Origin of the sequence: Nevskia soli, assembly GCF_903970205.1 — a bacterium.
In the GTDB taxonomy this organism is placed as follows: Bacteria; Acidobacteriota; Terriglobia; order Bryobacterales; family Bryobacteraceae; genus Bog-113.
In genome coordinates this window covers 1-25,774 of sequence record NZ_CAJCHS010000065.1, presented here as the reverse complement: position 1 = coordinate 25,774, position 25,774 = coordinate 1, and the positions used below count along the sequence as shown (strand labels likewise).

Below are 25,774 nucleotides of genomic sequence, written 5' to 3'. Positions count from 1 at the left end.
GATGGAGGATTATATCGGAACTGACGGCGCCCGGTATCCGGATCGGCGCTAGAGCCGGAGGATGGTGGGCGCGCAACGAAGCGAGCCACCAACGTGGTTACGTTCGTAATACGGCCGCTGAAAGGCGCAGCGAATGCGGCAGGAGAAGCTGTCGCAAAATTCTCGGAGCGGTCCGTCAAAAAAACTTGCGAGCCGAAGTTCTACTTGACACGATTCTGCTCATATTTTATGCTAAGAAACAGATGAGATCGCTTGAGGCGATTGAATCCAATCGAAGCTGAAAGGAATCTATTAACCACATGTCTCTTACCCATGATCCGTTTCAACATCTTCGACTCTTCGAAGACGCAGTGACCCGCCTGGTCAGTGAACCGCGCGCTTCGCGCCCCTGGTCCCCGGCGGTCGACATTCTCGAAAACGAGAATGAACTTGTTTTGAAGGCCGATCTCCCGGCGATTCGGCCCGAGGACATCGATGTGCAGGTAGAAAATCAGACGCTGACTCTGAAAGGGAACCGAAGATTCGAGCAAACGACCGATAAGGGTGGATATCACCGGATTGAGCGCAGCTACGGAAACTTCGTTCGGACGTTTACGGTACCGACGACGGTTGACACCGAGCGGGTGAGCGCCGACTACAATCAGGGCGTTCTCACGGTCCGGCTGCCCAAGAAGGAAGCCGCGAAGCCTCGTCAGGTGAAAGTGGGCGTGAACGCCGGCGAGAAAGCCATCAACGTTGGCCAAAGCCCTTCAGCTCAGGTGAATGGCGGGCAGAACGCGCAGGCGTAAGACCGCGACCCATAGGTCGCGTATAGACGGGGGCAGCCAGTCTGCCCCCGTTTGCTATTTGGAAGCATCAAAGAAACAGGGAGACCCAGGAATCATCTATGTTCCGCTTCGATAAATTAACCCAGAAGGCGCAGGAAGCGCTGCAGTCCGCTCAGCAACTCGCGGAACGCTCCCAGCATCAGATCGTTCATCCTCTGCATTTATTGATCGCGCTCGCCACCGAGCGCGAAGGCATCGTGCGGCCGGTACTGGAGAAGTGCAACGTCCATCCCGACGCCATAGTGTCCGAAAGTGAAAATCAGTTGAAGTCGATCCCGCGCGTGCAGGGCGGGAATGCGCAGCCGGGCGGCATGGTCGTATCGCCGGGCATGAATCAGGTACTCGAATCGGCATTCAAAGAAGCCGAGCGGTTCAAGGACGAATTCGTTTCCACCGAGCATCTGCTGCTGGCGATTGCCGACGCCAAGTATGACCCCGCAGGCAAACTGCTGGCGCGAGCCGGCGCGGAGCACGATGTCATATTGAAGGCGCTGGTCGCCGTCCGCGGAACGCAGCGCGTGACGGACCAGAACCCCGAATCGAAATATCAGGCGCTCGAGCGCTATGCGGTCGATCTGACCGAGCAGGCGCGCAACGGCAAGCTCGATCCGGTCATCGGCCGCGATGAAGAGATCCGGCGCGTGATGCAGGTGCTCAGCCGGCGCACCAAGAACAATCCGGCGTTGATCGGCGAACCCGGCGTCGGGAAGACGGCCATCGTCGAGGGCCTCGCCCAGCGCATCGTCAAAGGCGATGTGCCCGAGCAGCTCGCGAAGAAGCGCCTGGTAGCGATCGATCTCGGCTCGATGATCGCCGGCACCAAGTTCCGCGGCGAGTTCGAAGACCGGCTCAAAGCCGTGCTGAAAGAGATCACGGAATCGAACGGCGAGATCATCTGCTTCATCGACGAGCTGCACACCTTAGTCGGCGCGGGCGGAGCGGAAGGCGCGATCGACGCGGCCAACATGTTGAAACCGGCGCTGGCCCGCGGCGAACTGCGCTGCATCGGCGCGACCACCTTGAACGAATACCGCAAGTACGTCGAGAAAGATACGGCGCTCGCACGCCGGTTCCAGATGGTGCTGGTGGGCGAATCGTCGGTGGAAGATGCTATCGCGATCTTGCGCGGCCTGAAGGAGAAATACGAGATCCATCACGGCGTGCGCATCAAGGACGCCGCCATTGTCGCGGCTGCGACGTTGTCGGACCGCTACATCACCGATCGCTTCCTGCCTGACAAGGCAATCGATCTGATCGACGAAGCGGGTTCGGCGCTGCGGATCCAGATCGGCTCGATGCCGATTGAGATCGACAACCTCGAGCGGCGCATCGCTCACTTCGAGATCGAACGCCAGGCGCTAAGCCGCGAGAAAGATGTTGCGTCTCGTGAGCGGCTGCGGCATGTCGAGAACGAACTGGAGCGGCTGCGTGCGGAATCCGCGGTGTTGCAGGAACGCTGGAATCGCGAGAAGTCGGCCATCAGCCGCGTGCGCGAACTCAAGGAAGAACAGGAGCAGGTTCGCAACGAGTACGAAGCCGCGAATCGCGTGAACGACTGGAACCGGGCCGCCGAGCTGCGTTATGGCCGCATGGCGGAGATCGAGAAGCAGCTCGAATCGGCGAACAAGGAACTGGAGACGATCAAGAGCGGTTCGCCGCTCCTCAAAGAAGAGATCGACGAGGAGGATATCGCGAAGATCGTGGCCAAGTGGACCGGCATCCCGGTTTCGAAGATGCTCGAAGGCGAAGTGCAGAAGCTGATCCATATGGAAACGCGGCTGCATGAGCGCGTGATTGGGCAGGACGAGGCGGTGCGCTACGTGGCCAACGCCATTCGCCGGAATCGTGCGGGCTTGAGCGATCCGAAGCGGCCGATTGGAAGCTTCATCTTCCTCGGTCCCACGGGTGTCGGCAAGACGGAGCTGGCGCGCGCGCTGGCCGAGTTCCTGTTCGACGACGAGAAAAGCATGATTCGCGTCGACATGTCGGAGTACATGGAGAAACACGCGGTATCGCGAATGATCGGCTCGCCTCCGGGCTATGTGGGATACGACGATGGCGGCCAGCTCACGGAACATGTGCGCCGGCGGCCTTATTCGGTGGTGCTATTCGATGAGATCGAAAAAGCGCATCCGGATACGTTCCACACGCTGCTGCAGATCCTCGACGATGGACGGCTGACGGACGGGCAGGGGCGCACGGTGAACTTCAAGAACACCGTGATCATCATGACTTCGAATATCGGGTCGGGCATCATACACGAGACCGGACCGATCGGTTTCAGCGTGACGCAGGACCGCAATCATCTCGGCGCGAAGCGGCTGCTCGACGCATTGAAGCAGCAGTTCCGTCCCGAGTTCCTGAACCGCGTTGACGATATCGTGGTGTTCAGCCAGCTCACCAAGAACGACTTGACGCAGATCGTGGATATCCAGATCCGCGGGCTCGAGAAGGTCCTGGCCGGCCGTAAGCTGCACTTGGAAGTCACTCCGGCGGCGAAGGAAAAACTGCTGACGGAAGGCTACGATCCGGCGTATGGAGCGCGGCCGATGCGGCGGACGATCCAGAGGCTGATTCAGGATCCGCTGGCGCTACGGCTGCTCGAAGGCGAGTTCAACGAGGGCGACACGGTGAAGGTCGACACTTCGTTGGATGGGAGTATCGTGTTCGGGAAAGTGGAGGAGCCGGTGAAAGAGCCGGCTCTGGTTTAAGCAGCAGGATCGTAAGGTCTATCGGGCGGGATCCCCTTGACGGGCTCCCGCCCTTTTTGCTTCAGGCCGCGACGGCTTCGACTTCAGCGAGAAGTTCGCTTACCACGGCCGCAATCCCGATGAGAATCTCGTGTGTCAACGTGACGTGGTATCCGTGGGCCGCCTGGTTTCGCAGTCGCATCGTGTCGTCCAATGTCCGGTATTGATCCCGGCTCAGCAATCCGAGCGTATAAAGGCGCGTCAGCAGGTATCCCGGTGAGAGCGACTCCAGTTCGACGCTTTCGTTACTCGCCAACAATCGCAAGGCGCCTTCAGCGGCGGACCACAACAATAGCAACGCGGCAATCAGATGCTCATCCTGCTGAAGCTCCGCTGCCTCTTGCAGCGAGTTACGGATTTGAGCCGCAGTGAGTGTTTGTCCAAGTTCGCGTTGTGCCGCTTCAATTACAAGCTCGAACCGCCAGCCGGGCCGGTTTCGAAGCGCAGCTTCCAGCGCGTCGTCTAAGGGAAGGCTGAGGTCGCGTCTGCTCTTTACCTCTACGACGATCGTCTCTCCCTTGCCACGAGCAACCAGGTCTGGTTGAAAACGCGACAAAAAATCAGGCAGATCTTCCGGGCGAGGCTGCACCGTCACCTCGTAACCGGCAGTCTGATAATCCGCGGCGATCCGCTTTAACCTGTCTTGTTCAGAGGGAGTAACGGTCGCGGGTCTCATAGCAGCTCGTCGTGACTTGGGGCTTCTTCTATTCTGATATAGACAAACTGTTTCCCTGCAGCAAACGCCCGAGCGTATGCGGGTGAAAGATGGCGGACGCGAAACCGGCCGTCAATATTGGTCTTGCGTGTCTGAGCATCGGTGATCTGGCGGTCGTTCCGATACACAAGTCCAGAAAGCGCGTCCTGGATGGGCTTGATCATATTGTCGTGATCAATCAGCACAGATTCCCTTTCACGATAATCGACCAATGTCAGCTTCAGAGGGCCTTCGTACGGAGTGCGGACGCTCCAAAGCCTCGCGGCTTCAATCCTGACATTCGCTTTCCAATTTCGCAACCGCGCGGGATATCTGGTTTGCTGCGAAAGAGGCGGACCTTCAACGAAGAATTCAAACGGGTCCAAGCTGACGATCCGTTTAGCGAAAAACCGCGCCGACTCGGGTCTGCGGTGGGAACTCTTAGCGGAGTTCCCACCGTTTTTCCTAAGGCGCAGGCGGAGTCACGACCAGGCCGTCGGGCAATAGCGCCTCCTGCGTCCCTGTAATGACCAGGAACGGATAGGGCTGAACGACGATCGTGCTCGATACCGCCACATCAACGGTTAGCGTAGTCGGGCTGGTCACGGTGACATTGGAGAACGTGACTCCCGTCACCGGACCGAGCGCGGTGCTGCCTTGCACGAAGCTGGTGTTGACTCCCGTCACCGTCACCGTGACAGCTTGAGCGCCGGCAACGAATGAAGACGGCGAGATCGTGCTGATGTACGGAAGGCCCGGCAGCGTGAGTTGATTAAAGGCTCCGCGCACCAGGAAGATGGCCATTTGGGCCCTGGTGACGTCGGCGGTCGGGCAGAATTCCGTAGCCGAGCAGCCGGTCGTGATTCCGTCCTGCGCCAGCCGCTGGATTTCCGCATACCCCTGATAGGTAGGCGGCACGTCCTGGAATATCGCGGGCGAGGCCTGATAATCGAACACCGGACCGTAGCGCATCAGCGTGATGAATACGGCCATCTGCTCGCGGGTGACGTATTCATCGGGGCAGAAGATGCCGGCACCGCAGCCGGCGGTCAAACCGAGCGCCGACATTTCCTGAATCTCGGCGTAGCCGAACGAGCCGGGTGGCACATCCGAGAAGATCTGCGTGGGCGGGGGAATGAACGAATTGCCCTTAAACACGGATCTGACGATAAAGATCGCCATCTCCGCGCGGGTGACCGAATCGTTGGGGCAGTAGATGAGCGGGCTGGCCGCGCATCCGGAAGTGACGCCGTCGTCATAGAACAGATTGATGGCGTCGAAGCCGAACGAGCCCGGGGGGACGTCGGCAAAGACTTGAGTCGCCGTGATGTCCTCGACTACGGGGATACTTTGACCCGCGATCAGGACGGCGCTGGTAAGATCGGCGCCGGTGTTATTCGCGCCGGCGCTTACGGTGACCGAGCCGTTTCCGGTTCCTCCACTCGAGGAGAGCGTGATCCAGCTGGCTTCGGAGGTTGCGCTCCACGCGCAGGTGGGCGCGCTGGCGACGACGTTGATGACGGCCGTTCCACCTGTCGATACAAAACCAACCGGCGTCACTCCAGACGCCGGGGTCACCGTGAAGGTGCAGGTCGCGGCTCCGTTGGTCAAAGTGAAATCGACCACCGATGTGCCGACGCTCGCCGTGACCGTATAGCTTCCGGCGATGCTGTTGGCTGTAAACGAGGGCGTGGTTACGACGCCGTTCGAGCCGGTGGCGAAGATACCCGAAGAACCGCTGCTGCCGAAGACTCCGGATGCGCCGGTTGTCGGCGCAGCAAAGGTTACGGCAACGCCGGGCGTGGGCTGACCGTACCCCAGCGCGGAGACTTGAAGCGGCGCGGCGAACGTTACGCCGGCCGTGGCGGTCTGGGAATTGCCACCGACGATTTGAAGCGTAGCCGGGCCGTCCAAGAGGACGTCAACGGCGTTGCCGGAATAGTTGGCTACCGCGACCTGCTCGGCTCCATCCCCGTTGAAGTTGCCGAGACCCAACTGACCCAGCGCGCCGCCCAGGGGGAACACGGCTGGAGCTGCAAAAGAGCCCGTGCCGGAACCGATCAGAATGACTACCGCGCCCGTCGCCGTGCTTACCGCAAGATCGGGAATGCCGTCACCGTTCAGGTCTCCGATCGCGAGACCCGCATTGTTAGATCCGGTGGCGAATTGCGTTTGCGGCTGGAAGGTTCCGTTGCCGTTGCCAAGCAGCACGGAAACGTTCGGGCTGCCGCCGTTCGAGACCGCGATATCCAGCTTTCCGTCGCGATTGAGATCGCCGACCGCGAGCACGGATGGATTGGTCCCCACGGCAAAGCTGCTATTCAGCGTAAATCCGCCGGCGCCGTTGCCCAGCAAAATCCAGACCTGATTACCGGAGCCGTCGAGCACCGCTAAATCCGTATTTCCGTCGCCGTTGAAGTCGCCCGCGGCAACGCCGATGTCCAGGCCGCCGACCACGGTTGCGGTAGCAGCCCCGAACGTGCCGTCGCCGTTACCGAGAAGAACGTACAAGTTGCCCGAAGCCGTGACGGCCAGGTCGACAATCCCGTCGTTATTGAAATCGCCCGCGGTTAGCGCGCCGGGGGTGGGCCCGACCGTATATTGAACCGCCGGATTGAAACCGCCCGCGCCGTTGTTGAGTAGAACGCTGACGGCGCCGGTTTGATAATCGGTGACGGCCACGTCCATCTTCCCGTCGCCGTTGAAGTCAGCGGCAACCATCTGCGAAGGCGTGTTTCCGGCCGCCGTGGTGGCGCCGGTCGTAAAGGTTCCGTTGCCGTTCCCGGTGAGGATCGTAACTCCCCCCGCGCTGAGGGACGCGATATCCAACTTCCCGTCGCCGTTGAAATCGGATACGACGAGCCATATGGGATTCGTGCCGGCGGGAACCACCGTGGGAGCGGTGAGCGAAAAGCCTATGTTCGGGGTAATCGTGACCGGCATTGGCGCGGACAAGCTCGATGCCAGGAGGCCGTCGCCATCGAAGCGCGCGGTCAGGGGAAGAATTCCCGCCGGGAGCAGCGTCGTGGTGAGCGTGGCTACTCCACTCGCAACGGTCGACTGACCAAGCACGGCAGCTCCGTTATAGAACGTCACGAATCCGATCACATTTGTGCCGCTTACCGTCGCGGTCAGAGTCACGGGCTGACCCAGAATCGCCGCGTTGGGACTGACCGCAAGCGTGGTCGTCGTGGGCGTCTGGCCGACGCTTTCGACAACTACCGGCGATACGCTGGCGCCGAATGTGCTGTCGCCGCTATAGTCGGCGGTCAGGTTCTGGTTTCCGGTTGCCAGCGTCACCGGGGTGAGTGTCGCCACGCCGCTGCTAATCGGCGCCGAACCCAGATTGGTGGAACCGTCGAAGAAGGTCACCGTGCCGGTCGCGATCGACGGCACAACGGTCGCCGTCAATGTCACCGGGGCGCCGGTGGTATCCGGGTTGGGCGAAGCCGTCATGGTCACCGTCGCCGCTTGCAGCGCGAGCAGCACGCCGACCGAACCGGCTTGATATTGCGTGACCACCAGATCGACGCGTCCCAATGTGGTGAACGAGCCGGCGGCGATTGCATAAGGGTCCGTTCCGGCGCTGTAGGAGACCGCGGGCTGGAACGTGCCGTCGCCATTGCCGTAGAAGAGGCTGACCGTGCTGCTCGTCGAGTTGATCGTGGCGGCGTCGAGTTTCCCATCGCCGTTGAAATCGGAGACCACCACCCCTTGCGGGAAGACGCCGGTGGCATAACTCACCGGGGGTGCGAACTGGCCGGAACCGATGCTGAGAAGAACGGTCATCGTGTTGACGTTCTCGTTGACGACGATCAGGTCGGTCTTGCCATCGCCGTTCAGGTCGGCCGCCGCGAGCGCATCGGCGCCCGCGCCGGTCGGGAAGTTTACCGCCGCGCCGAAAGTGCCGTTGCCATTGCCTAGGAGCACATAAACGCCGCTGCCGTTGGTTACCGCGAGATCGGACCTGCCATCGCCGTTGAAATCGCCGGTGACGATGCCGCGCAGTCCATCGCCGGCCGGGATCAGAGTTGGGACCTGGAACGTGCCGTTACCAACGCCCAGGAAGATCTCGATCTGGCCGGCATTGTTGAGCGCAACCGCGAAGTCCGGAATGCCGTCGCCATTAAAATCGCCCGTGACTACGCCGGACGGGCCGCTGCCCGTCGCAATCGTGATCCCCGGCTGGAAGGTTCCGTTGCCGTTTCCGAGCAGAATCGTGACGTTGTTGCTGCCATAGTTGACGGCGACCAGATCCTGATTGCCGTCCAGGTTGAAGTCGGCGTAGGCGAGGGCGACGGGTTGTGTCCCAACCGCGACGGTTGAAGCCGCGCCGAAGGTTCCGTTGCCGGTGCCCGGAAGAATCGAAACGCTGTTGCCGCCGAAATTCGCGACCGCAAGATCGGTCAGTCCGTCGTTATTGAAATCGGTAGTAACAACGGCGTCGGGAGATTGGCCAACCGCTGCCGTCGGTGGCGTCGCGGGGAAACCTCCGCCCACCGCGGCATTCACCGCCAGGCTGATGACCGCTGAAGTCGCCGGCGTGTGGTTCACGTCGCCGCTGTAGTGGCCTGAGATCGCAAGTGTGCCGGCGGGAAGCTGGGTTGTGGTGAGCGCGGCGGTGCCGCTGACCACCGTTGCGGAGCCGATAACCATCGTGCCGTTATAGAAAGTAACCGTGCCCGTTCCGCCATTCGCAACGACCCCCGTCAGTGTCACTGCCGATCCGTAAGTCGCCGGTGAGGGAGCCGCATTCACGACCAGTGAACTACCCGCACCGATGACTTCGACATACGGAGCGGACGTGCTGGTCCCATCGTCTCCGGTATAGGTCGCGGTGATCGAGTCGGACCCGGCCGGCAGGGTCGTGACGTTCAGGGTTGCGACGCCCGCTGTCACTGGGGATGACCCGAGCGAACCGCCGTTATAGGAAAACGTGACGGTCCCGGTTGCCGTTGACGGAGTTACCGTTGCCGTCAGCGTGACTGAGGCTCCCACGGCGCCTGGGTTCGGCGAAGCCGTCAGGGTAGTGGTTGTCGGCGTCGAGCCCAGCAGAACCGAGACCGTGTTGGAACCCGCATTTGCGACGGCAAGGTCGACGAGATCGTCACCATTGAGATTCAGCGCGACCATCGAACTTGGCCCCGTGCCGACGGCAACGGAGGTCGGCGCTCCGAAAGTTCCATTGCCGGCGCCCGTGAGTATGGAGATATTTGTCCCGCCTGAATCGGTCACGGCGAGATCCAGATTTCCATCGCCGTTGAAGTCGCTGACGACCAGCGCGCTCGGGCCGGTTCCCGCGGGGTAATTCACGGCGGCGCCGAAGGTACCGGAGCCCGTATTGAGCAAGATGCTAACGGAGTTGCTGGAACCGTTCGCAACCGCTAAATCCGCAGCGCCGTCTTTGTTGAAATCACCCGAGGCAACGGCGTCCGCTCCGGCCGGAAGCGCGTAAGTAGCCGGCGTCCCAAACGTACCGGTCCCCGTACCGAGTAGGACGGACACAAAGTAGTTCGTACCGCCGACGACGTCGACCACCGCGACATCCGCCAGTCCATCCCCATTGAAATCGGCGACTGTCAAAGCGACCGGCAATCCGCCGATTGCGGTCGTCACCGGGGTCCCGAACAACCCGGGCGCGCCCGTATTCAGCTGAACCGCAATCTCGTCGCTGGTCGCCGAACCGACGACCACGTCAGGCAGGCCGTCGCCATTGAAATCCGCCACCACGATCGAGTTCGGATTGTTGACCGTAGTCACCGTGTAGGCCGTGTTGAAAGTGCCGTCGGCGTTGCCGGTCAGTACCGAAAGAGTGCCGGCGGACTGGTCGGTGACCACCAGGTCGAGAAGGCCGTCCAGATTAAAATCGACGGCCACGACCGACGAAGCGCCGCTCCCTGCCGGATAATTCACCGCGGCGGCGAAAGTGCCATCCCCGACGCCTATAAAGACACTGACGTTATTCGAGCCGGCGTTGGCTGTCACCAGGTCGGTGATCCCGTCCCTATTGAAGTCGCCATAAGCGATCGATTGTGGCGTGGTGCCCGTAGCCGGATTCGATGAGTTGACGAACGCGCCGCCGACCCCCGCCGCGACGGTGATGTCCTGAGCGTGAGACACACTCGGGGCGTACGTCGAAGTTCCCGTATACCGGGCGCTCAACACGCGAACCCCGGGGGGAAGATTGCGAACCACCAGATCCGCCTCACCTCTGTCGACCGCAATACTGCCCAGGATATTGACGCCATCGTAGAACGTGACGCCTCCCGTGGAGATTACAGCGTCGCCTTGCGTATCCACCACCGTGGCGCTGAGCAGGAGTGCACTTCCGAACGCCGGGTTTGTGGATGACGGCGAAAGAAAGGTTTCGGTCTGGATACGCGCGGCGTCGAGCCGCAAGGCGGCGAGAGAAAAGAGCGTAACTACGGCGGCTGTCGTGATTCGAGTCATTCAATTCCCGGGCTTAGAGGTCGAAGCCGGCCGCGCACCTCGCGGAACCAACTTCGCCATGAAACGGTATCTTCCAAGGTATTGTGCTGCAACGCCTTGCGCAACTGCGCAAGCAAATGGTTACGATTCCAAATACAGTATCAGTTCGCTGAGCGGCAACAGCCAGCGTAGCTGATTTTCCCTTTATTTCACTGAATAATCAAGCTATTGGGCAAGACTGCTTGCTGTGTTCCGGTTTGGATATAGACCGGCTCGGGCTGCACGGCCACGCCGGATGGGGCCGCGGTGAGCGATAGCGTAAGCGACGTCGGCGAATTCACGGTGAGCGAATTGATGGTAATTCCGGGCGGAGGCACAAAGTCCGTTACCTCGGCTTGAAAGGTCGTGTTGAGCCCGGTAATCGTAAAGGTCCCCGTTCCCCCCACGGCCAGCGTGTTCGGGGCGATGGCAGTGATCACGGGCGTTCCGGCGGGCAGCAGCTCGTTAAACGCGCCCCTCAGAATAAAGGGGGCCATCTGCTCGCGAAGCACATCCTCCGTAGGACAGTAAAGATTCGTCTGGCAGCCGTTCGTGATCTGGTCATACGCAAGCCGCTGGACATACGGGAAGTCCGGGTCGGTTGTCGGCACGTCGGTGAAGTAGGGCGTGCTCGGATAGGTGAAAGGCGTTTGTTCGAAACGCATGCGCGTGATGAAGACCGCCATCTCGTCGCGGGTCACCGGGGCGGTCGGACAGAAGTACTGCGGAGCGCAACCCAAAGTGATTCCCAGCTCATACATTTTCTGAATCCACGGGTAGCCGAAAGAGCCCTCCGGCACATCGATGAAATACGGGGTGCTCTGGTTCAACGTGAAATTGTCGCCGCCGTAAACCGCGCGGACGATGAACACGGCCATTTCGGCGCGCGTGACATCCGCTGTCGGGCAGAAATCCAGCGGGTTGGCGGAACAGCCTGAAGTAATTCCCTTTTGATAAAAGAGATTGATCGCGTCGAAGAAGGCGTTGCTGGGCGGGACATCCTGAAAGACGGTCTCTGTCGACCAGGAAGTGACCGGGACCGATTGACCCGCGATGGTGATGGTTGTGGTCAGTTCCGCGCCGCTGGTATTCGGCTGAACAATCACGGTTAGAGGCGTTTGATTCGCAACGCCAACCGAGGGAGTCACCGTAACCCAAGGCACCGGGGACGAAGCGGTCCACGTGCAATTGGGAGACGACGCGCTGATCGATACCTGCTGGACCCCGCCCTGATTATCGAAAGCGATCACGTTGGGGTTCACGTTGAACGAGCACCCCTCGCCCAGAAAAACATCCACGAGTCCGGGATACGGATCCGGCAGCGTTGTTTCTAAATCGCCGGCATCGGCCATCACGATATCCGAGATGCTGTCGCCATTGAAATCGCCCACTGCGGGATCGAGCCAGTAGCAGGTTCCGACGCATCCGCCGATTGTTGAGCCGGTGGTAAACCCTCCGGTCTTACTTCCCAGAAGAACGGAGTACGTGTTGTCACTGCTGTTGGCGACTACCACGTCCGTGACGAGGTCACCGTTGAAATCGCCGGTCGCCAGACCCTCGGGCGTATTTCCGACCGGGTAGGTGGCGGGAGTTCCGAAGGCGCCGTTGCCCAGACCCGTCAGCACGATCACAACGGCGTTCGCGGCGTCGGTTATGACCAGATCCGGAATGCCATCGCCGTTGGTGTCAAAGGCCGCGATGTCCTGCGGAATCGCAGTCGCTTGCGACGACGTGCTCACCGAGAACGGTGTTTGCATCGTGAAATAGCCGGTTCCGGTCCCCAGGAAAATCGTGACCGTGCCGTCGTTCGAATTCGCCACCGCCAAGTCCGGTATCCCGTCGCGGTTGAAATCGGAAACAGCCACCGCCACGGGATTCTGACCCGTGGGGGTCGCCGCCGTGCAGTTAGTGCAGACCGGATAGGTAACACCGGCTTGGAACGTACCGTTGCCGTTCCCGATGAACACCGTGATGCTGTTATCGAGGTCGTTCGCGGTTACCACATCCACGATGCCGTCGCGGTTGAAATCCCCGGCCGCTACACCATCGGGCGGAACGGGCGGGGTTGCAGGATTGTAAGGAACGGTGTTCGTTAATGGCGCTTGAAACGTGCCGTTCCCATTCCCCAAAAGCACTTCGAAAACCGGAATAATGGCCCCGTTCGAGTTGACGCCGGCGGTGATGCCAAGATCCGGGTTGCCATCCCCGTTGAAATCCGCCACAACGGCGCCATAGGGCGTCTGATTGGCGTTGAAAGCCGCGGGAGCGCCGAAGGTTCCGTATCCGGTTCCCGCGATGAATGCGGCGGTACCCGCGCCACTGGAGGGGTCAGTGGTCAGAGCGACGATGTCCGGATGGCCGTCGTTATTGAAGTCGCCGGTGACGACGGTGCTGGGCTCAGGTCCAGGCGAAATGTATTGTGGGGACGCAAAGCCGAGCGCCGCGATATCGGTGACGGTTTCGATGTAAGGCGCGGACACACTGCCCAGATCGTTCGCATCGCCGTCGTAGCGGGCAGTGATACTGCGCGCGCCCGGTTGGAGCGAGACGGTACCTAAACTTGCGACACCGCTCGCCAGGGACGCGATGCCGATTACGGTGTAGCTGTCGTAGAACGTGACTTTGCCGGTTGCCGTCAGGGGCGATACCGTGGCCGTGAACGTTGTCGCGTGTCCGTACGAGACGGGGTTGGGCGTGGCGCTGAGAGTTACCGTGCTCGCACCGGCCGGCGCTGCGTTGCCCTTGGCTTTCGAGCCGCTTCCCGAGCTACTCGACGAAGAACTACCCGCCGTGACCACCGGGCTCGCGGCCGGGCTCGTGGCGACTACCGGCGTTTCCGTGGAAATGACCGCGATCACACCGGATCGATCGCTGATCAGCCCAGCCATACCGCCGGTTGCCGCCAGACCGGACATCGGCGACCCGGCCCCGAACACCTGAGCGCTTGCGAATTGGCCGCGACCCAGCCCGTGATAGAAAGTGATCTCGTGAGTGACCGGGCTGGACACGGCCAGGTCGGCTTTGCCATCGTGATCGAGATCGGCTGCGGCGAACTCCGACGTTTCCGTCGTCAGTTGGGCGATCGTCTGGAATACGCGCTTGGACGGGGTCAGGAAAGTCAACGTCCCGTGGACGTCGGATGCGATAAGGCTCTGGACTCCGAGCCCGTCCAAATCGCAGGCGGCGATTGATACCACTGGCGCAGTACCGGAAATCAGGACCGGTGCTACAAAGGCTCCATTGCCCTTCCCAAATGCCACGGAAACGCCGGCAGGAGAAGCGAACGCGATGTCGAGGAAACCATCCTGATCGAAATCCGCGGTGACGATCCGGGTGGCGCCGGGGACGCTTGCGACCGCGCTGGATGCCCGTGTATCGGGGTCAACCAGAAAAGCGATCCCTGCCGCATCGAGCGCAACCACGCGCGAGTGCCCCAGAGCGTTGGCATCGCCCAGGGCGATAGAGATCAGGCTGGAAGACACCGCGACCGGGCTTGATGGATCGCCGAATGTGCCGTCGCCGTTTCCGGTGAGAAAGTAAAGCTTTCCAGTGGACGATGCCAGCGCGATACCGGCTTTCATGCTCGCGGAGGCGGGCAGAACGGCGACAGCGGTCAAACCGTCATGAATCTGGTAAATCGCGGCCGTCTGGAAGCTCTCGTCGGCATGATGCAACACGACCTGCACCTGGCCTTGCGCGCCCGCGACCACGATGTCCGGCGTACCATCCGCGTTCACGTCGCCAACTGCAACGGCGCGGGGTGACGTGGCGATCGCGACAACACGCGGCGCGGTTATCGGAGTAGCCGTGCCGGCAAAGGCATTTGCAAAAAAGCAGAATAAAACCGAAAAAAGAGTCAGGATTCGACAACGCATCATATGGATTCGCCCAAGCACGAAGCTCTTGCTTAGGTTACAGCCTCGCTTCAGGTTGAAACGATTAATCCGTTTGCGTTGTAATTTTTCGTCCGCTTTCGCGTGAATTGGTACTTACTGGGCGGGAACTTCGATAACCAACCCGTTTGGCAGAACCGCTTCCTGAGTTGTTGAGCCGTTTGTCGAGACATAGATCGAGATCGGATCTGCCGGAGCGGTCGGATCGATCGTGAGGTCGACCGTTAGCGAGGTGGCGCTCTGCACGGAGAGGTTCGTGGCGGTAATTCCCGACACCGTGTTGATTACGGTAGCGCCCGCGGCGAAGTTGGTGTTCACGCCTGTGATGGTAACGGTCGTCGTCTGTCCCGGCTGCGCGGAAGAGGGAGAGATTTCCGAGATCAACGGCGTTCCGGCGGGCAGCAGCTGATCGAATAGCCCGCGCATCAGAAACACAGCCATTTGGCCGCGCGTCACGGGATTCGTGGGACAGAACAGACCGATTCCGCAGCCGGTGGTGATGTTGTCGAAACGCATGCGCTGAATCCACGTGTAGCCGAACGTCGTGGGACTCACATCGCTGAAATAGGGCGTTGCCGGGATGTCGAATGCGGTGGTTGTTCCGTAGCGCGCGCGGACGATGAAGATGGCCATTTGAGCGCGGGTGAGGGACTCATTGGGGCAGAAATCGGTCGCGGTGCACCCGCCGGTGATCCCCAGCTCGAACATTTTCTGAATCCACTGGAAGCCGAAACTGCCCGCGGGGACGTCCGCGAAGTACGGCGTCTGCTGAAGCAGCGTAAAATCATCGCCGCCCATGACTGCGCGAACAATGAAGATCGCCATCTGGGCGCGCGTGATATTCGTATCGGGGCAGAAGAGATCGGGCCCGCATCCATTGGTGATGTTCTTATACTTGAGCAGGTTGACGGCATCAAAGAAATAGTCCGGTAATGTGACATCGGCGAACTGTTGGACCGTCGCGTCTTCGGTGGTGGCGACGGAAGCGGCGCCGATCGTGAAGGAGCCCTGGAGCGGGGCGCCGGTGGCGTTGACCGGAACCTGCGCGTTCAGCGTTCCGCCTCCGAGGCCGGAAAGCGGGGCGGAGATCCACGAAGGCGCGGAGGCGGTCCAGGCGCACCCAGGGCTATTCGTCGAAAGGGTCAGGGCTTCCGGTCCCCCGTTCGCGTCGAACAGAAAAGCCGGTGGAGACAGCCAGAACTGACAGGCGCCGGGAGTGCCGCTCAGAACGAAGACCGCGTCGTCTTGGGTACTGGCGATCGCGGCGTCGGTAACGCCGGTTCCATCGAATTGGCCAATGGCGAGGGCCATCGGTGAACTTCCGGCAGGGGATGAGACCGGGGGCTGGAAAGTGCCGTCGCCGTTTCCGGCCAGTAATTCGAGGCCATCGTCGGCGGCGACAGCCAGATCGAGCTTGCCGTCCCCGTTGAAGTCGCCGGCTGCAATCGCGATCGTGCCGGGACCCGAGGCCGCGGGTTTCGCGCCGCTGAACGTTCCGTTCCCATTTCCGAGGAAGACGCTCACGCCGGGATTGAATCCGTAGGGGAACTCGCCGAAATCGGCGACGGCCAAATCGAGCTTGCCGTCCGCGTTGATGTCGGCGGCTACGATTCCCGATGGGCTAGCGCCGGTAGCCAAGAGCTGATAGGCCGTGAAACCGCCGGTGCCGACTCCGAGCAGAACGGAAACGGTATTATCGGCCGAATTCGCCACGGCAAGGTCCATTCGATAGTCCCCGTTGTAGTCACCGGCAGCGAGGGCGAGCGGCGCGGAGCCGACGGGGATCGCGGGTAAAGCGGTGAAGGCGCCATTGCCTCGACCTAAGAGGATCGACACCGTATCGTCATCGAAGTTGGCGATTGCAAGGTCGACGATGCCGTCGCCGTTCCAATCGGCGGTGACCAGCGCGCTCGGACCGTTCCCGGCCGGAAACTCCATGGGCGCCGCGAACATCCCGTTGCCGGCGCCGAGCAGGATGAAGACCGCGCCATCGCTCGGCGCGGCGTAATCGTAAGCGGCAACGGCAATGTCCGGGATTCCGTCGCCATTGAAATCAGCAATAGCGACCGCCACCGGATCTGTGCCGGCGGCCATGTTGACGGGCGGCGCAAAGTTGCCGCCACCCGTACCGAGGAGGATCGATATCGTACCCGCACCGTTCGCAGTGACGATATCCTCAATGCCATCGCCGTTCAAGTCGCCGATCGCGAGGGCTTCGGGAGACACATCGGTGGGGAACGCGGCAGCGGGAGAGAATCCGGCGGAAGGCGCGGAAACCACGGTTACTGTGACGAATGCCGACCCCGCGGGCGCGTCGCCCTTAAGATCGCCGCTGTATCTCGCGAAGATCGTATTCACTCCCCACGGTAGGAGCGGAGTCGTAAACACCGCTTGACCGGCAATTACGGGCTCGGTCGCGATCGGGAGCAACTGACGGTAGTACGTCACGGTTCCGGTCGCGCTTGAAGGATTGACCGCCGCCGTGAGAGTCACGGGTTGGCCCGTGAGGACGGGCGTGGGTGTTGCGGTGAGGGTGAGGGTCGTCGCGTGCAGGGTCGTGACACCGAGCGTCAAAACCAGCGCGTGAAGCAAAGCTCGACGTCGAGCTGTGTGCGATACCATACTGTTCCCGGTGAATAAGACAGTTCGCTCTCACCGGAAAAATCTCAATGACACGGTTTCGCGTTTCGACGGGCCGAAAAGTTACATAACTCCCAACGGGGTCGAGCGGCAGCATGAGAACATAGAGGATGTCCTCGGAAATTATTGAATTCATGAGAGCGATGGCATTTAAAACGGTTTCGATATCCTCCTCGATAGCCCGGCTTTCGGCAGTGGTAGCTCTACTGTTAACAGTTGGGGTTTCCGCCCCTGCGCAAGTGAAGAACGCCGACATCAATCCCTCCACCGGCAATTTGCCGATTCAAAAGGTCGGCCTGAACGATCTGGTTTCCATCCAGGTTTATGATTCTCCCGAGCTGACCCGGACGGTGCGCATTTCCGAGGATGGAACGCTCCGTCTGCCGCTGTTGAACGAACCTATCCACGCCGCGGGTCTGTATCCGCCGGAACTCGAGCAGGAAATTACGACAGCTCTCAAGGACCAGGGAATTTTGGTCCGCCCGATCGTCAGCGTGACGATTTCGGAATATCGCAGCCGCCCGATTCGCGTGGTCGGAGCGGTGAAAAAGCCGGTGACTTTTCAGGACACCGGGAACATCCACCTGCTGGACGCGATCACGGCGGCGGAGGGTGTGACCGATGCAGCCGGGCCGGATATTCTGGTTTCCACGCCTAACCCGGCGGGCGGTCCGGAACTGGTGCAGCGCTTCTCGCGCAGGCAACTGGTGGATCAGGCCGATGAGAACCTGAATATCCGGCTCAGCGGCGGTGAAGAAGTGCGCGTTCCCGAGGCGGGCAAAGTTTGGGTGATCGGAAACGTCAAGAGGCCCGGCCCGTTCCCGGTGAGAGATCCCGGCGACATGACCGTGCTGAAGGTGGTGGCGCAGGCCGAGCTGATGCCGTTCAGCAGCACGAATGCTTATATCTCGCGTACATCGGATAATCCGAAAGGCGGCCAGGTCGAGGTCCCGCTAACGAAGATTCTGGAGCGAAAATCGCCGGATATTCCGCTGCAGCCGAATGACATTCTCTACGTCCCGGATAGTAAGAGTAAGCGGAACGTTTCCAACATCATTCAGATTGCAACCGGGTTCGGTATCGGAACGATGTCCGGCCTACTCATTTTCAGACATTAATCGGAGCAGGCATGGAATTAGGCAACCCTCGATTGAAACCCGAATCTGAAGCACTTGTGCCGGCGGGCGACTTACTCACGCGAGCGCTGGCGGCCTACCAATTACAAGCCAATCCGCGTGCTCTTAACAGCGGCGAGGGCGGCCCCGAAAACACCATTCCCGTCGCTCACTACTTGTGGGTACTGCGGCGGTACCGGTGGCACATGCTGAGTTTCGTCGTTGTGTGCACGGTAGCGGCCTTTATCGTATCTTCGCGCATGCGCCCGCAGTATCAGGCGACGGCAACCCTCGATGTCGATCGCGAAGTACCGACCGGCGTTGTCGGCGACGAATCACATCAGGGCGGCGCGCCCGGCGACGCCGACCAGTTCATTGCCACGCAGATCGAGTTAATCCGGTCCGATTCCGTTCTGCGGCCGGTGGTTGAGAAATACAACCTGATCCAAGTGGAAGATTCGATGCACATGCATTGGAGGCATCCGGCGGCTACGGGCATTATCAAGCCGGGGCCCGGACCGGTGGGGCTGGCTTATCTAAGTGTCGGCCGCCCGATCAACACTTACCTGATTACCATCAGCTATCGTTCTCCAACCCCGCAGATATCGGCCGATGTGGCGAATGCGATCGCGGATTCCTATCTACTGCACGCTTACGAGATACGCGCTAAGTCGACCAACACTGTTTCTAAATTTATGGAGCAGCAGCTCGACGAGTTACGAGCCAAGCGCGAACAGTCGCAGATGAAGCTGGCCGGGTTTGAGAAAGAGCTGAACGTCATCAACCCGGAACAGAAAACCAATATTCTTTCGCAGCGCCTGCTGGAGCTGAACACGGAATTAACGGCGGCTCAGGCCGATCGCATCAAGAAGGAAGCCGCGTCGCAATCCACGGAAGGCGGTTCGCTGGACGCCGCTACGGTTTCGGGTCAGGGCGACACGGTTAAGAAGCTGGCCGATCAGTTGAACGACGCCAATCAGAAATTCGCTTTAATCAAGCAGGAGTACGGGCCGAACCATCCTGAGTACGCGAAGGAGGCCGCGCTCGTCAAAGAGCTTCAGATAGAGTTTGAAGCCGCTCAAAAGGCGGTTCCACGGCGCACGAATATTGAGTATCGAGACGCGGTGAATCGCGAGAACATGCTCCGCCAGACCGTCGCGGAAGTAAAGGCGGAATACGATTCGTTGAACGAGAAATCGGCCAAGTACCAAAGCCTGAAGGGCGAAGCGGACGCGGATAACAAGCTATACGAAGAGTTAGTCACTAAGATCAAGGAAGCCAGCATCAATCAGGGTTTCCAAAATCGGACGGTAAGACTCGCCGATCCGGCGCTGCCCGGCGGCGGCCCTGTTTCGCCGAACATCCCGATGAACGTGATGATGGCTTTCCTCTTCTCTACCTTACTGGCCATTGGTGGAGCTGTGCTGGCCGACTCGCTGGATGCAACGTTGAGCGATCCGGAGCAGGTGACTCGCGAGCTGCGGACGAATCTGGTGGGTAGCCTGCCGATGTCGCGCGACTGGAAATTCCGGTTCGGTCCGGTGGCGGAAGGCGAGACGTCAACAGAGTTGGTGCGAGCCGCGGATTCGCCCGGAACGAAGCTCCTTGAGGAATCGATTCGCGTGCTCCACAGCTCGATTTTGTTGAGCGATCCGGACCGGCGGATTCGCAGTATTCTGATCACGAGTATTTCTCCGCGGGACGGTAAGTCGACCACTTCAGCGTTGCTGGCAACGACCAGCGCGCAACAAGGCAAGAAGACCTTGCTGATCGACGGCGATTTGCGGCGTCCCAGCATGGACCGGTTCTTCGGGGTGAACAGTCCCGTCGGTCTTTCCAATGTAGTGTTGGGTGAGATCCCGTGGCGCAAAGCGATTACGCCGATCCAGCGCGTGCCGAACCTGGATCTGCTCACTTCGGGACCGCCTTCGCACCGGGCGTTGGAGCTTGCCGGGTCGAGTATCGAGGATTTATTGGAAGAGGCCGTGCGCGAGTACTCGCTCGTGATTATCGATTCTTCGCCGCTCATGAACTTCGCCGAGCCGCTGCAGATGGCGACGATGGTGGATGGCGTGGTCATCGTCAGTGTCGCCGGAGAAACTACGCGCAAGGCCGTGGCTTCGGTGATCGGGCGGCTGACTCGCCTGCGGGTGAATATTCTCGGGGTCGTGCTCAATAAGGTCACCAAGCATATGTCCGAGAACTACGAATATTACGGATACGGGAAGTATTCGTCGACTTACTATTACCAGGCTGACCGTAAAGGCTAAGTTAGAAAACCGCTTGCTCACGCGCGCGGCTCTGTAGACTCACTACGTTACGCATTCTAACTACGTTACGCATTCTCACTAAGTTACGCATTCTCACTAAGTTACTGAGCCGCGACGGTAACGGAGCGGTCACTACCACGACCTCTTAGTGCCCAATGTCGATCGCTTCTACTCTTGTCACGTGGTAGTCGCTGGTAATGTAGAACACTACCGCCCGCGGCATTGCGTTCGCTGCCGCGATTCGCTCGGCTTCGCTTACGCTGTTCACCGCGCGGATATTGCGTCGCACATAGATCAGCAGCTGCGGGATCATGGCGGAGTTATCCGGCTGGAATCCGGAGTCCCCAATGGCAAACAATCCGTCCGCTGGCCGAACTACCGCATTGATCGCGTCGGCTGCTGTCCGGAATGGATGCGGGCGGTTGGAATACGCCCAGTAGTATTCTGCCGTGGAGACCAGGACGCATAGCGACAGTGCTACCGCAATGCGGCGCGCGGCCTGCTGCCGATTCGCGCTGGTTTCAAAGTAGGCTGTAACGCCGGCTCCGGCCCCGATCGCGATCGGGACTAAACCGTTCAGCGTGGTGAAGCTCTGTTGTGCGGTGTGGTGCGCCAGAATCAGGTGGTCGATCAGGACGGCGAGAGCGGCGACGGCGAACGGCGTTGAGCAATTGCGTAGTATGCGCCCGGTAGCTTCGCGATCCGTTCGCCAGGCCATCCAGAGAGCGGCGATGCCAAGACAGAGGAACTGAAAGTACGCGGAGTAGAAACGGGCCATGCTGCGGTAATAGGCGAACGTTGTCAGCCCCAGACCCTCTTTGCTATCGAATCCGGCCCGCACGCGCAACCGGCCGAAGATGGTTGCGAAAAATGCCTGGGCGCCGTTAATTCTGGAGTCCTGGGCAATGATGGTCACTAATGCGGCGGTTACTGCGACACAGCAAAGTACGGCAATCAGGAAGCAGGTCTTTCGGTCTCGGCGGCGTTGGATGGCGAGATAGAGGGCTACAACCATCAGGCTGAAGGCAGTGAAGTACGCCTGCCAGTCCGTCATGCATCCTAGAAACATGGCGAAGACTAGAAGGGACCACCCGGCAGCTCTTGGGATAGGTAACCGGATCTCCCCCAGCAGAAAGCAGCTTGTAATCAGTGCGGCGACGGTGTAAGGGATGACCAGCACGGTTCCGACGACGGCATTCTGGTAGAAGAATAGAGCTGTGGGAGCGAATAGCAGCACGGCGAACGCGCTGATCGACGCCAGTTGTGACGCTTGATAGGTTCGGGTTAGTTCGCGGACCAGGATATAGAGTAGCCAGCAAGCCAGCAGATGCACTCCCAGCGCGAAGATCTCGAGGCCCCGAAGATCAGGGCGCGATTCGAACGCTCGTAGGAAGACGTACGGGGTCAGGAACGCCAGGTGCGGCATCGACACGTAGTAGTAATTGCCTGACTTATCCGCAACACCGGAGTTCCACAGGTTGTCGATGAATTTATCGGTGGCGTTCGGAAACGTATAGAGCAAGTTGTAATGATGGACCGCGGAGGGGGTTTCGGCCCACAGCTGAGAGGTCATCAGCGTATGGGCGGACAGCCACTCCCAGCTATAGGTGAACTCCCGGTTGAACAGCGGCTGACGAATGCCGACGGAGAACAGGAAGAGGCCGATTAGAACAGCGGCAGTCCGCAATCGTGTCATCTAATCCGCGGCGGATACAGGAACCGGCTCGCTACTCCGGCGCGAGAAGAGCCGGTCCCAGTGGATTCTGCACCAGGCGGCAAGCTTGCGCGGCCAGTTCCGATCCATGCAGGGACGTTCTACGGTCAGGTAGAAGAATGTGGTTATCAGTAAGACCCCGGGCAGGATAAACAAACATTGCAGAATAAAGTAAGCAGCAAAACTATTCCCGATGTGGATGGGTTTTGAGAAATGGCCGATGATCGAAATGGCGAAGTAGTGGAACAGATACATCGTGTAACACATCCCGCCAATTACCGTGAGTAGCGGACGCGAAAAGAGCCAGGCGCAAAACTTACCGCGAAACGCGGCCACATAGAGGAATACGATCAGAAACGGAAGGAGCACGTGGACAACCTGCTGCTCCGGATACCAGACAAGCGGCCACGCCAACAGCGCAACGATGTCCCAATTCCAGGAGCGCTGAAGCCAATCGCTGCCGCGCACCAGATATAAGTCGCAGAGCAGGAAACCGGCCAGGAAGAATCCGCCGTAATAGAGGAAGCTACATTCCGCAGGATGTCCGAACAGCGGGTTCGACAGGAAGCCGAAGAGAAGCGTCAGCATCGCGAGGAGGACGCGACGAATCACCTGACTCTTCAACACAAACATATAGGTCAGCAGCGGGGCCAGCACGTAGAACTGAATCTCGACTTCGAGCGACCAGGCCGCTAAGTTGACGACGCTCGGCGAGCCATAAAAGATCTGGTGCGAGTAGAGTAGCGAAGCGCCAAGATGCGGCAAGACCAGAAGCAGCGGTGCATGGAACGCAATCACGCCGATCGCCGTGCAGATCAGCATGTTAAGTATGTACGGCGGCTCGAGGCGGGTTAGTCTGCGGAGGAAGTAGGCGCGTAAAAGCACTGGCTTGCCGAGTCCGAGACGAGCCGAGGCAAACGGCATCCCCAGGATGAAGCCACTGATTACAAAGAATAGCTGAACGCCGCGCGTGCTCAGCATCTGAACAAGCGGCTGTCCGAACGGCGATTTCACCGCGCCGCCCCCGAATGCAAGCGAGCCGTGTATGTGAAACAACACGACCGATAGGATCGCCACGAAGCGGAGCCCATCGATTTGCGGGATAAACCGGTTCCCCGACGTGATGCGCTGGAGATGCGGTACAACCCGATCGAAAATGGACTTCGCCACGCTAACTAATGATAGCTCGACATGATAGCTCGACCAGTTCGCACATAGGCTACAGTGGGCATGTGAATCAGACCTTCACACCTGCGGCGACGGACGCCGGGAGGGGACGCGATCTGGAGCCTCTGGCGCGAAGGTTTGACGCATTCTGCGAACGCCACTTGAGGGTACTTCTGCTCGCCTTCAGCGTCGTGTATTTCGTCGCGATGACGGTTCAGAGCCACCTGAAGCCGCTGTGGTACGACGAGATGTTCACCTACTCGCTCGCCGCTTTGCCGGTAGGGCGAATGTGGGAGGCGATGAAAGCGGGGATTGAGGTGCATCCGCCGCTCTCCTTTGTGCTCGCGCACGTAGCACAGAAGATACTCGGGCCAACGGAACTGGCCACGCGTCTGCCTTTCATCGCCGCGTTCCTGGGATTGCTGTTGAGCGTCTTCTTTATCGTGAGGCGGGAACTGAATGCGGCTTGGGGACTCGCGGCCGCGCTCCTGCTCCTGCTAACCCGCTCGGAGTATTACGCTACCGAAGCGCGATCTTATGCAATCGTGATGTTCTGCGCCGCGTTCGCGCTCTTATGCTGGCAGCGTATGATTGCCGGGCAGCACCAATGGTGGTGTCTGGCGGGGATCTTATGCAGCACGGCGGCCGGAACGTCGGCGCACTACTTCGGTCTATTGATCCCGTTTCCGCTTGCGCTCGGCGAACTCTACCGGACGTGGCGCAGGCGCCGGATCGATGTACGGTTCTGGATCGCTATCTTCGCCGGCATGTCGATTGTATTTCTTTATCTGCCTCTGATCCGGACAACCCATCGGTATGTCGCGCATAATCTGAATCCGTACCGGCCGTCGCTGACGTTGCAGTTATATCTGCATCCCATGGGAACGCTCGTCGTACTAGGATCGGTGATCTTAGCTGCGTTATGGCTGCAGTTTGGATTTACCGGGTCTGCACTAGACCGGAGCGTGGGTTCCATGGGTGTCGCCGTTTTCGGGTTATGGCTGATTCCGCTGTTCCAGGTGATCTTAGGTCGTTTCTCGAATTCGATGAACCCGAGGTATACGGAATCCGTGGTGATCGGCGGAGTGCTGCTATTTGCTTTCGGCGCGGATCGTCTGTTCGGAAACCGGCAGGCCGCGGGGTTCGCTTGTTTCGTATTAATCGCAGTCGCCGTCTTTACGACCGGCGTTTGGCAGTACCGGCGCGCGCGTTCCACCCCGCATAATCCCCCGATCGTGGATGCCCGCGGGTTACCGGATCTACCGATCGTGATCGATCAGGCGCTGCTCTATACACCGATGCTGCACTACAATCCGGAACTTAGGAACCGGCTGTATTTTGTGACCAGCCCAGAGGATTCGCTCCGAACGATGGATAGCGATACTCTCGATCTCAACATGCTGGCGGAGCGCGGATGGCTGCCGGTGAATGTGGCCGAGCGGGATCAATTTTTTCACAAGGGATCGCACTTTCTGCTGCTGTCCAGTACGACGCCGGACGTGTGGCTGCCCGCGTGGGAGTTAGATAAAGTGAACGAGATGGGAGGAGTTGCGCGCGAGGTGAAGCGCGTAGGCCCAAACGATTATTACTTTGATGTGAGTATTCCTTAGCGTCTATTCATAACCGCCGAACCGAAGGGTCGTGCCTAACTCATAAGAATCTATGCGGCCTGGCGGACCCTCCCTTTCGGTCGGGCTCGGAGTGGGCTCTACAGCTCCCTTGAAAATGACACCCAACATGCACCGTTCCTACTCGGTATCCGTTTCTTGGCTACAAGTAACTTGCGAGTGTATACTGAGCCTATGACCGTTGAGATTAAACGATGTTTCTTTTGAGGCGATATCAAAGCTGAGGCCGTGAGCCTCAAAACCCGTATCGAAGCTGAATTGGGTGTGCCGACCCGGCTGCGGATAGGCAATCCAGGATCGCTGGACGTGATCGTCAACGGCCGCAAGATCTACTCGAAGCAGAAAAGCGGGCACCTTCCAGCACCGGATGAGGTTGTGGATCTGGTTCGCACTGAACTCGCCGGCGCGTGAGGTGAAGCCTCTATAACGGTATCTTCAGAGTCTGACCGGCGCGAAGGTGGTCCGGATCTCTCAACTGGTCCCGGTTCGCCTCGAAGATTCTTTTATAGGCTCCCGGGTGACCGTAAAATTCCTGGCTGATCTTAGAAAGGCTGTCTCCCGGCTTGACTGTATAAGTATCTTCTCTAACCGACGGATCGGGAGCGGGC

General features: G+C 59.8%; 14 protein-coding genes. 6 read left to right on the top strand and 8 right to left on the bottom strand.

The genetic code is table 11. The features are described 5' to 3' along the window. Positions 1–299 precede the first annotated feature (299 nt). Entirely contained in the window at positions 300–788 is a 489-nt protein-coding gene (locus H1Y01_RS03280) for an Hsp20/alpha crystallin family protein (protein ID WP_180538744.1), read from the top strand. 98 nt (positions 789–886) lie between these two features. After that, positions 887–3,538 carry an ATP-dependent chaperone ClpB gene (gene clpB / locus H1Y01_RS03275; RefSeq protein WP_180538742.1) on the top strand — a complete coding sequence of 884 codons (2,652 nt, stop codon included), beginning with the start codon at positions 887–889 and terminating at the stop codon, positions 3,536–3,538. 61 nt (positions 3,539–3,599) lie between these two features. Here the strand turns inward: clpB and H1Y01_RS03270 are convergent, their stop codons facing one another. The 5 genes from H1Y01_RS03270 to H1Y01_RS03250 form a co-directional block, all read right to left on the bottom strand. Next, a complete protein-coding gene (locus H1Y01_RS03270) occupies positions 3,600–4,253 on the bottom strand; it encodes a hypothetical protein (RefSeq protein ID WP_180538740.1) in 654 nt (217 codons plus the stop codon). Then, positions 4,250–4,657 (bottom strand): RusA family crossover junction endodeoxyribonuclease, encoded by a 408-nt coding sequence (locus H1Y01_RS03265; protein ID WP_180538739.1) that lies wholly within the window; start codon positions 4,655–4,657, stop codon positions 4,250–4,252. Before H1Y01_RS03265 ends, H1Y01_RS03270 begins: the two co-directional genes overlap by 4 nt. Before the next feature lie 79 nt (positions 4,658–4,736). Then, entirely contained in the window at positions 4,737–10,721 is a 5,985-nt protein-coding gene (locus H1Y01_RS03260; protein ID WP_180538737.1) for an FG-GAP-like repeat-containing protein, read from the bottom strand. Positions 10,722–10,909: 188 nt separating this feature from the next. Then, positions 10,910–14,617, bottom strand: coding sequence for an FG-GAP-like repeat-containing protein (locus H1Y01_RS03255; protein WP_219341227.1), 3,708 nt, complete (start codon positions 14,615–14,617; stop codon positions 10,910–10,912). A 111-nt stretch (positions 14,618–14,728) separates the two neighbouring features. Further along, positions 14,729–17,224: an FG-GAP-like repeat-containing protein gene (locus H1Y01_RS03250; protein WP_180538734.1), complete on the bottom strand. Its 2,496-nt coding sequence runs from the start codon at positions 17,222–17,224 to the stop codon at positions 14,729–14,731. Between the two features lie 287 nt (positions 17,225–17,511). On the opposite strand from H1Y01_RS03250, the gene H1Y01_RS03245 reads away from it, so the two are divergent. Continuing rightward, on the top strand, positions 17,512–18,390 hold the full coding sequence (locus tag H1Y01_RS03245) for a polysaccharide biosynthesis/export family protein (protein ID WP_180538732.1): 879 nt from the start codon (positions 17,512–17,514) through the stop codon (positions 18,388–18,390). Between the two features lie 32 nt (positions 18,391–18,422). Further along, positions 18,423–20,657, top strand: coding sequence for a GumC family protein (locus H1Y01_RS03240; protein ID WP_180538730.1), 2,235 nt, complete (start codon positions 18,423–18,425; stop codon positions 20,655–20,657). 145 nt (positions 20,658–20,802) lie between these two features. Here H1Y01_RS03240 and H1Y01_RS03235 read toward each other — a convergent pair whose 3' ends face one another. Then, entirely contained in the window at positions 20,803–22,353 is a 1,551-nt protein-coding gene (locus tag H1Y01_RS03235; protein ID WP_180538729.1) for a hypothetical protein, read from the bottom strand. Further along, the gene (locus tag H1Y01_RS03230; RefSeq protein ID WP_180538727.1) at positions 22,354–23,541 is read right to left on the bottom strand and encodes an acyltransferase family protein; all 1,188 of its coding nucleotides are present in this window, start codon (positions 23,539–23,541) and stop codon (positions 22,354–22,356) included. 62 nt (positions 23,542–23,603) lie between these two features. Here H1Y01_RS03230 and H1Y01_RS03225 point away from each other — a divergent pair, with 62 nt between their 5' ends. Then, positions 23,604–25,148, top strand: coding sequence for a glycosyltransferase family 39 protein (locus H1Y01_RS03225; protein ID WP_180538725.1), 1,545 nt, complete (start codon positions 23,604–23,606; stop codon positions 25,146–25,148). A gap of 246 nt (positions 25,149–25,394) precedes the next feature. Beyond that, positions 25,395–25,577, top strand: coding sequence for an Rdx family protein (locus tag H1Y01_RS03220; protein WP_180538723.1), 183 nt, complete (start codon positions 25,395–25,397; stop codon positions 25,575–25,577). A 10-nt stretch (positions 25,578–25,587) separates the two neighbouring features. On the opposite strand, the gene H1Y01_RS03215 is transcribed toward H1Y01_RS03220, so the two are convergent. Next, on the bottom strand, positions 25,588–25,774 hold a 187-nt coding region (locus tag H1Y01_RS03215), incomplete at its 5' end, for a LysM peptidoglycan-binding domain-containing protein (RefSeq protein ID WP_180538721.1).

Excerpts from the sequence above, each read along its gene's own strand:
- H1Y01_RS03280 (WP_180538744.1), top strand. The coding sequence starts at position 300 with ATGTCTCTTACCCATGATCCGTTTCAACATCTTCGACTCTTCGAAGAC.
- clpB (WP_180538742.1), top strand. The coding sequence starts at position 887 with ATGTTCCGCTTCGATAAATTAACCCAGAAGGCGCAGGAAGCGCTGCAG.
- H1Y01_RS03270 (WP_180538740.1), bottom strand. The coding sequence starts at position 4,253 with ATGAGACCCGCGACCGTTACTCCCTCTGAACAAGACAGGTTAAAGCGG.
- H1Y01_RS03260 (WP_180538737.1), bottom strand. The coding sequence starts at position 10,721 with ATGACTCGAATCACGACAGCCGCCGTAGTTACGCTCTTTTCTCTCGCC.
- H1Y01_RS03255 (WP_219341227.1), bottom strand. The coding sequence starts at position 14,617 with ATGATGCGTTGTCGAATCCTGACTCTTTTTTCGGTTTTATTCTGCTTT.
- H1Y01_RS03235 (WP_180538729.1), bottom strand. The coding sequence starts at position 22,353 with ATGACACGATTGCGGACTGCCGCTGTTCTAATCGGCCTCTTCCTGTTC.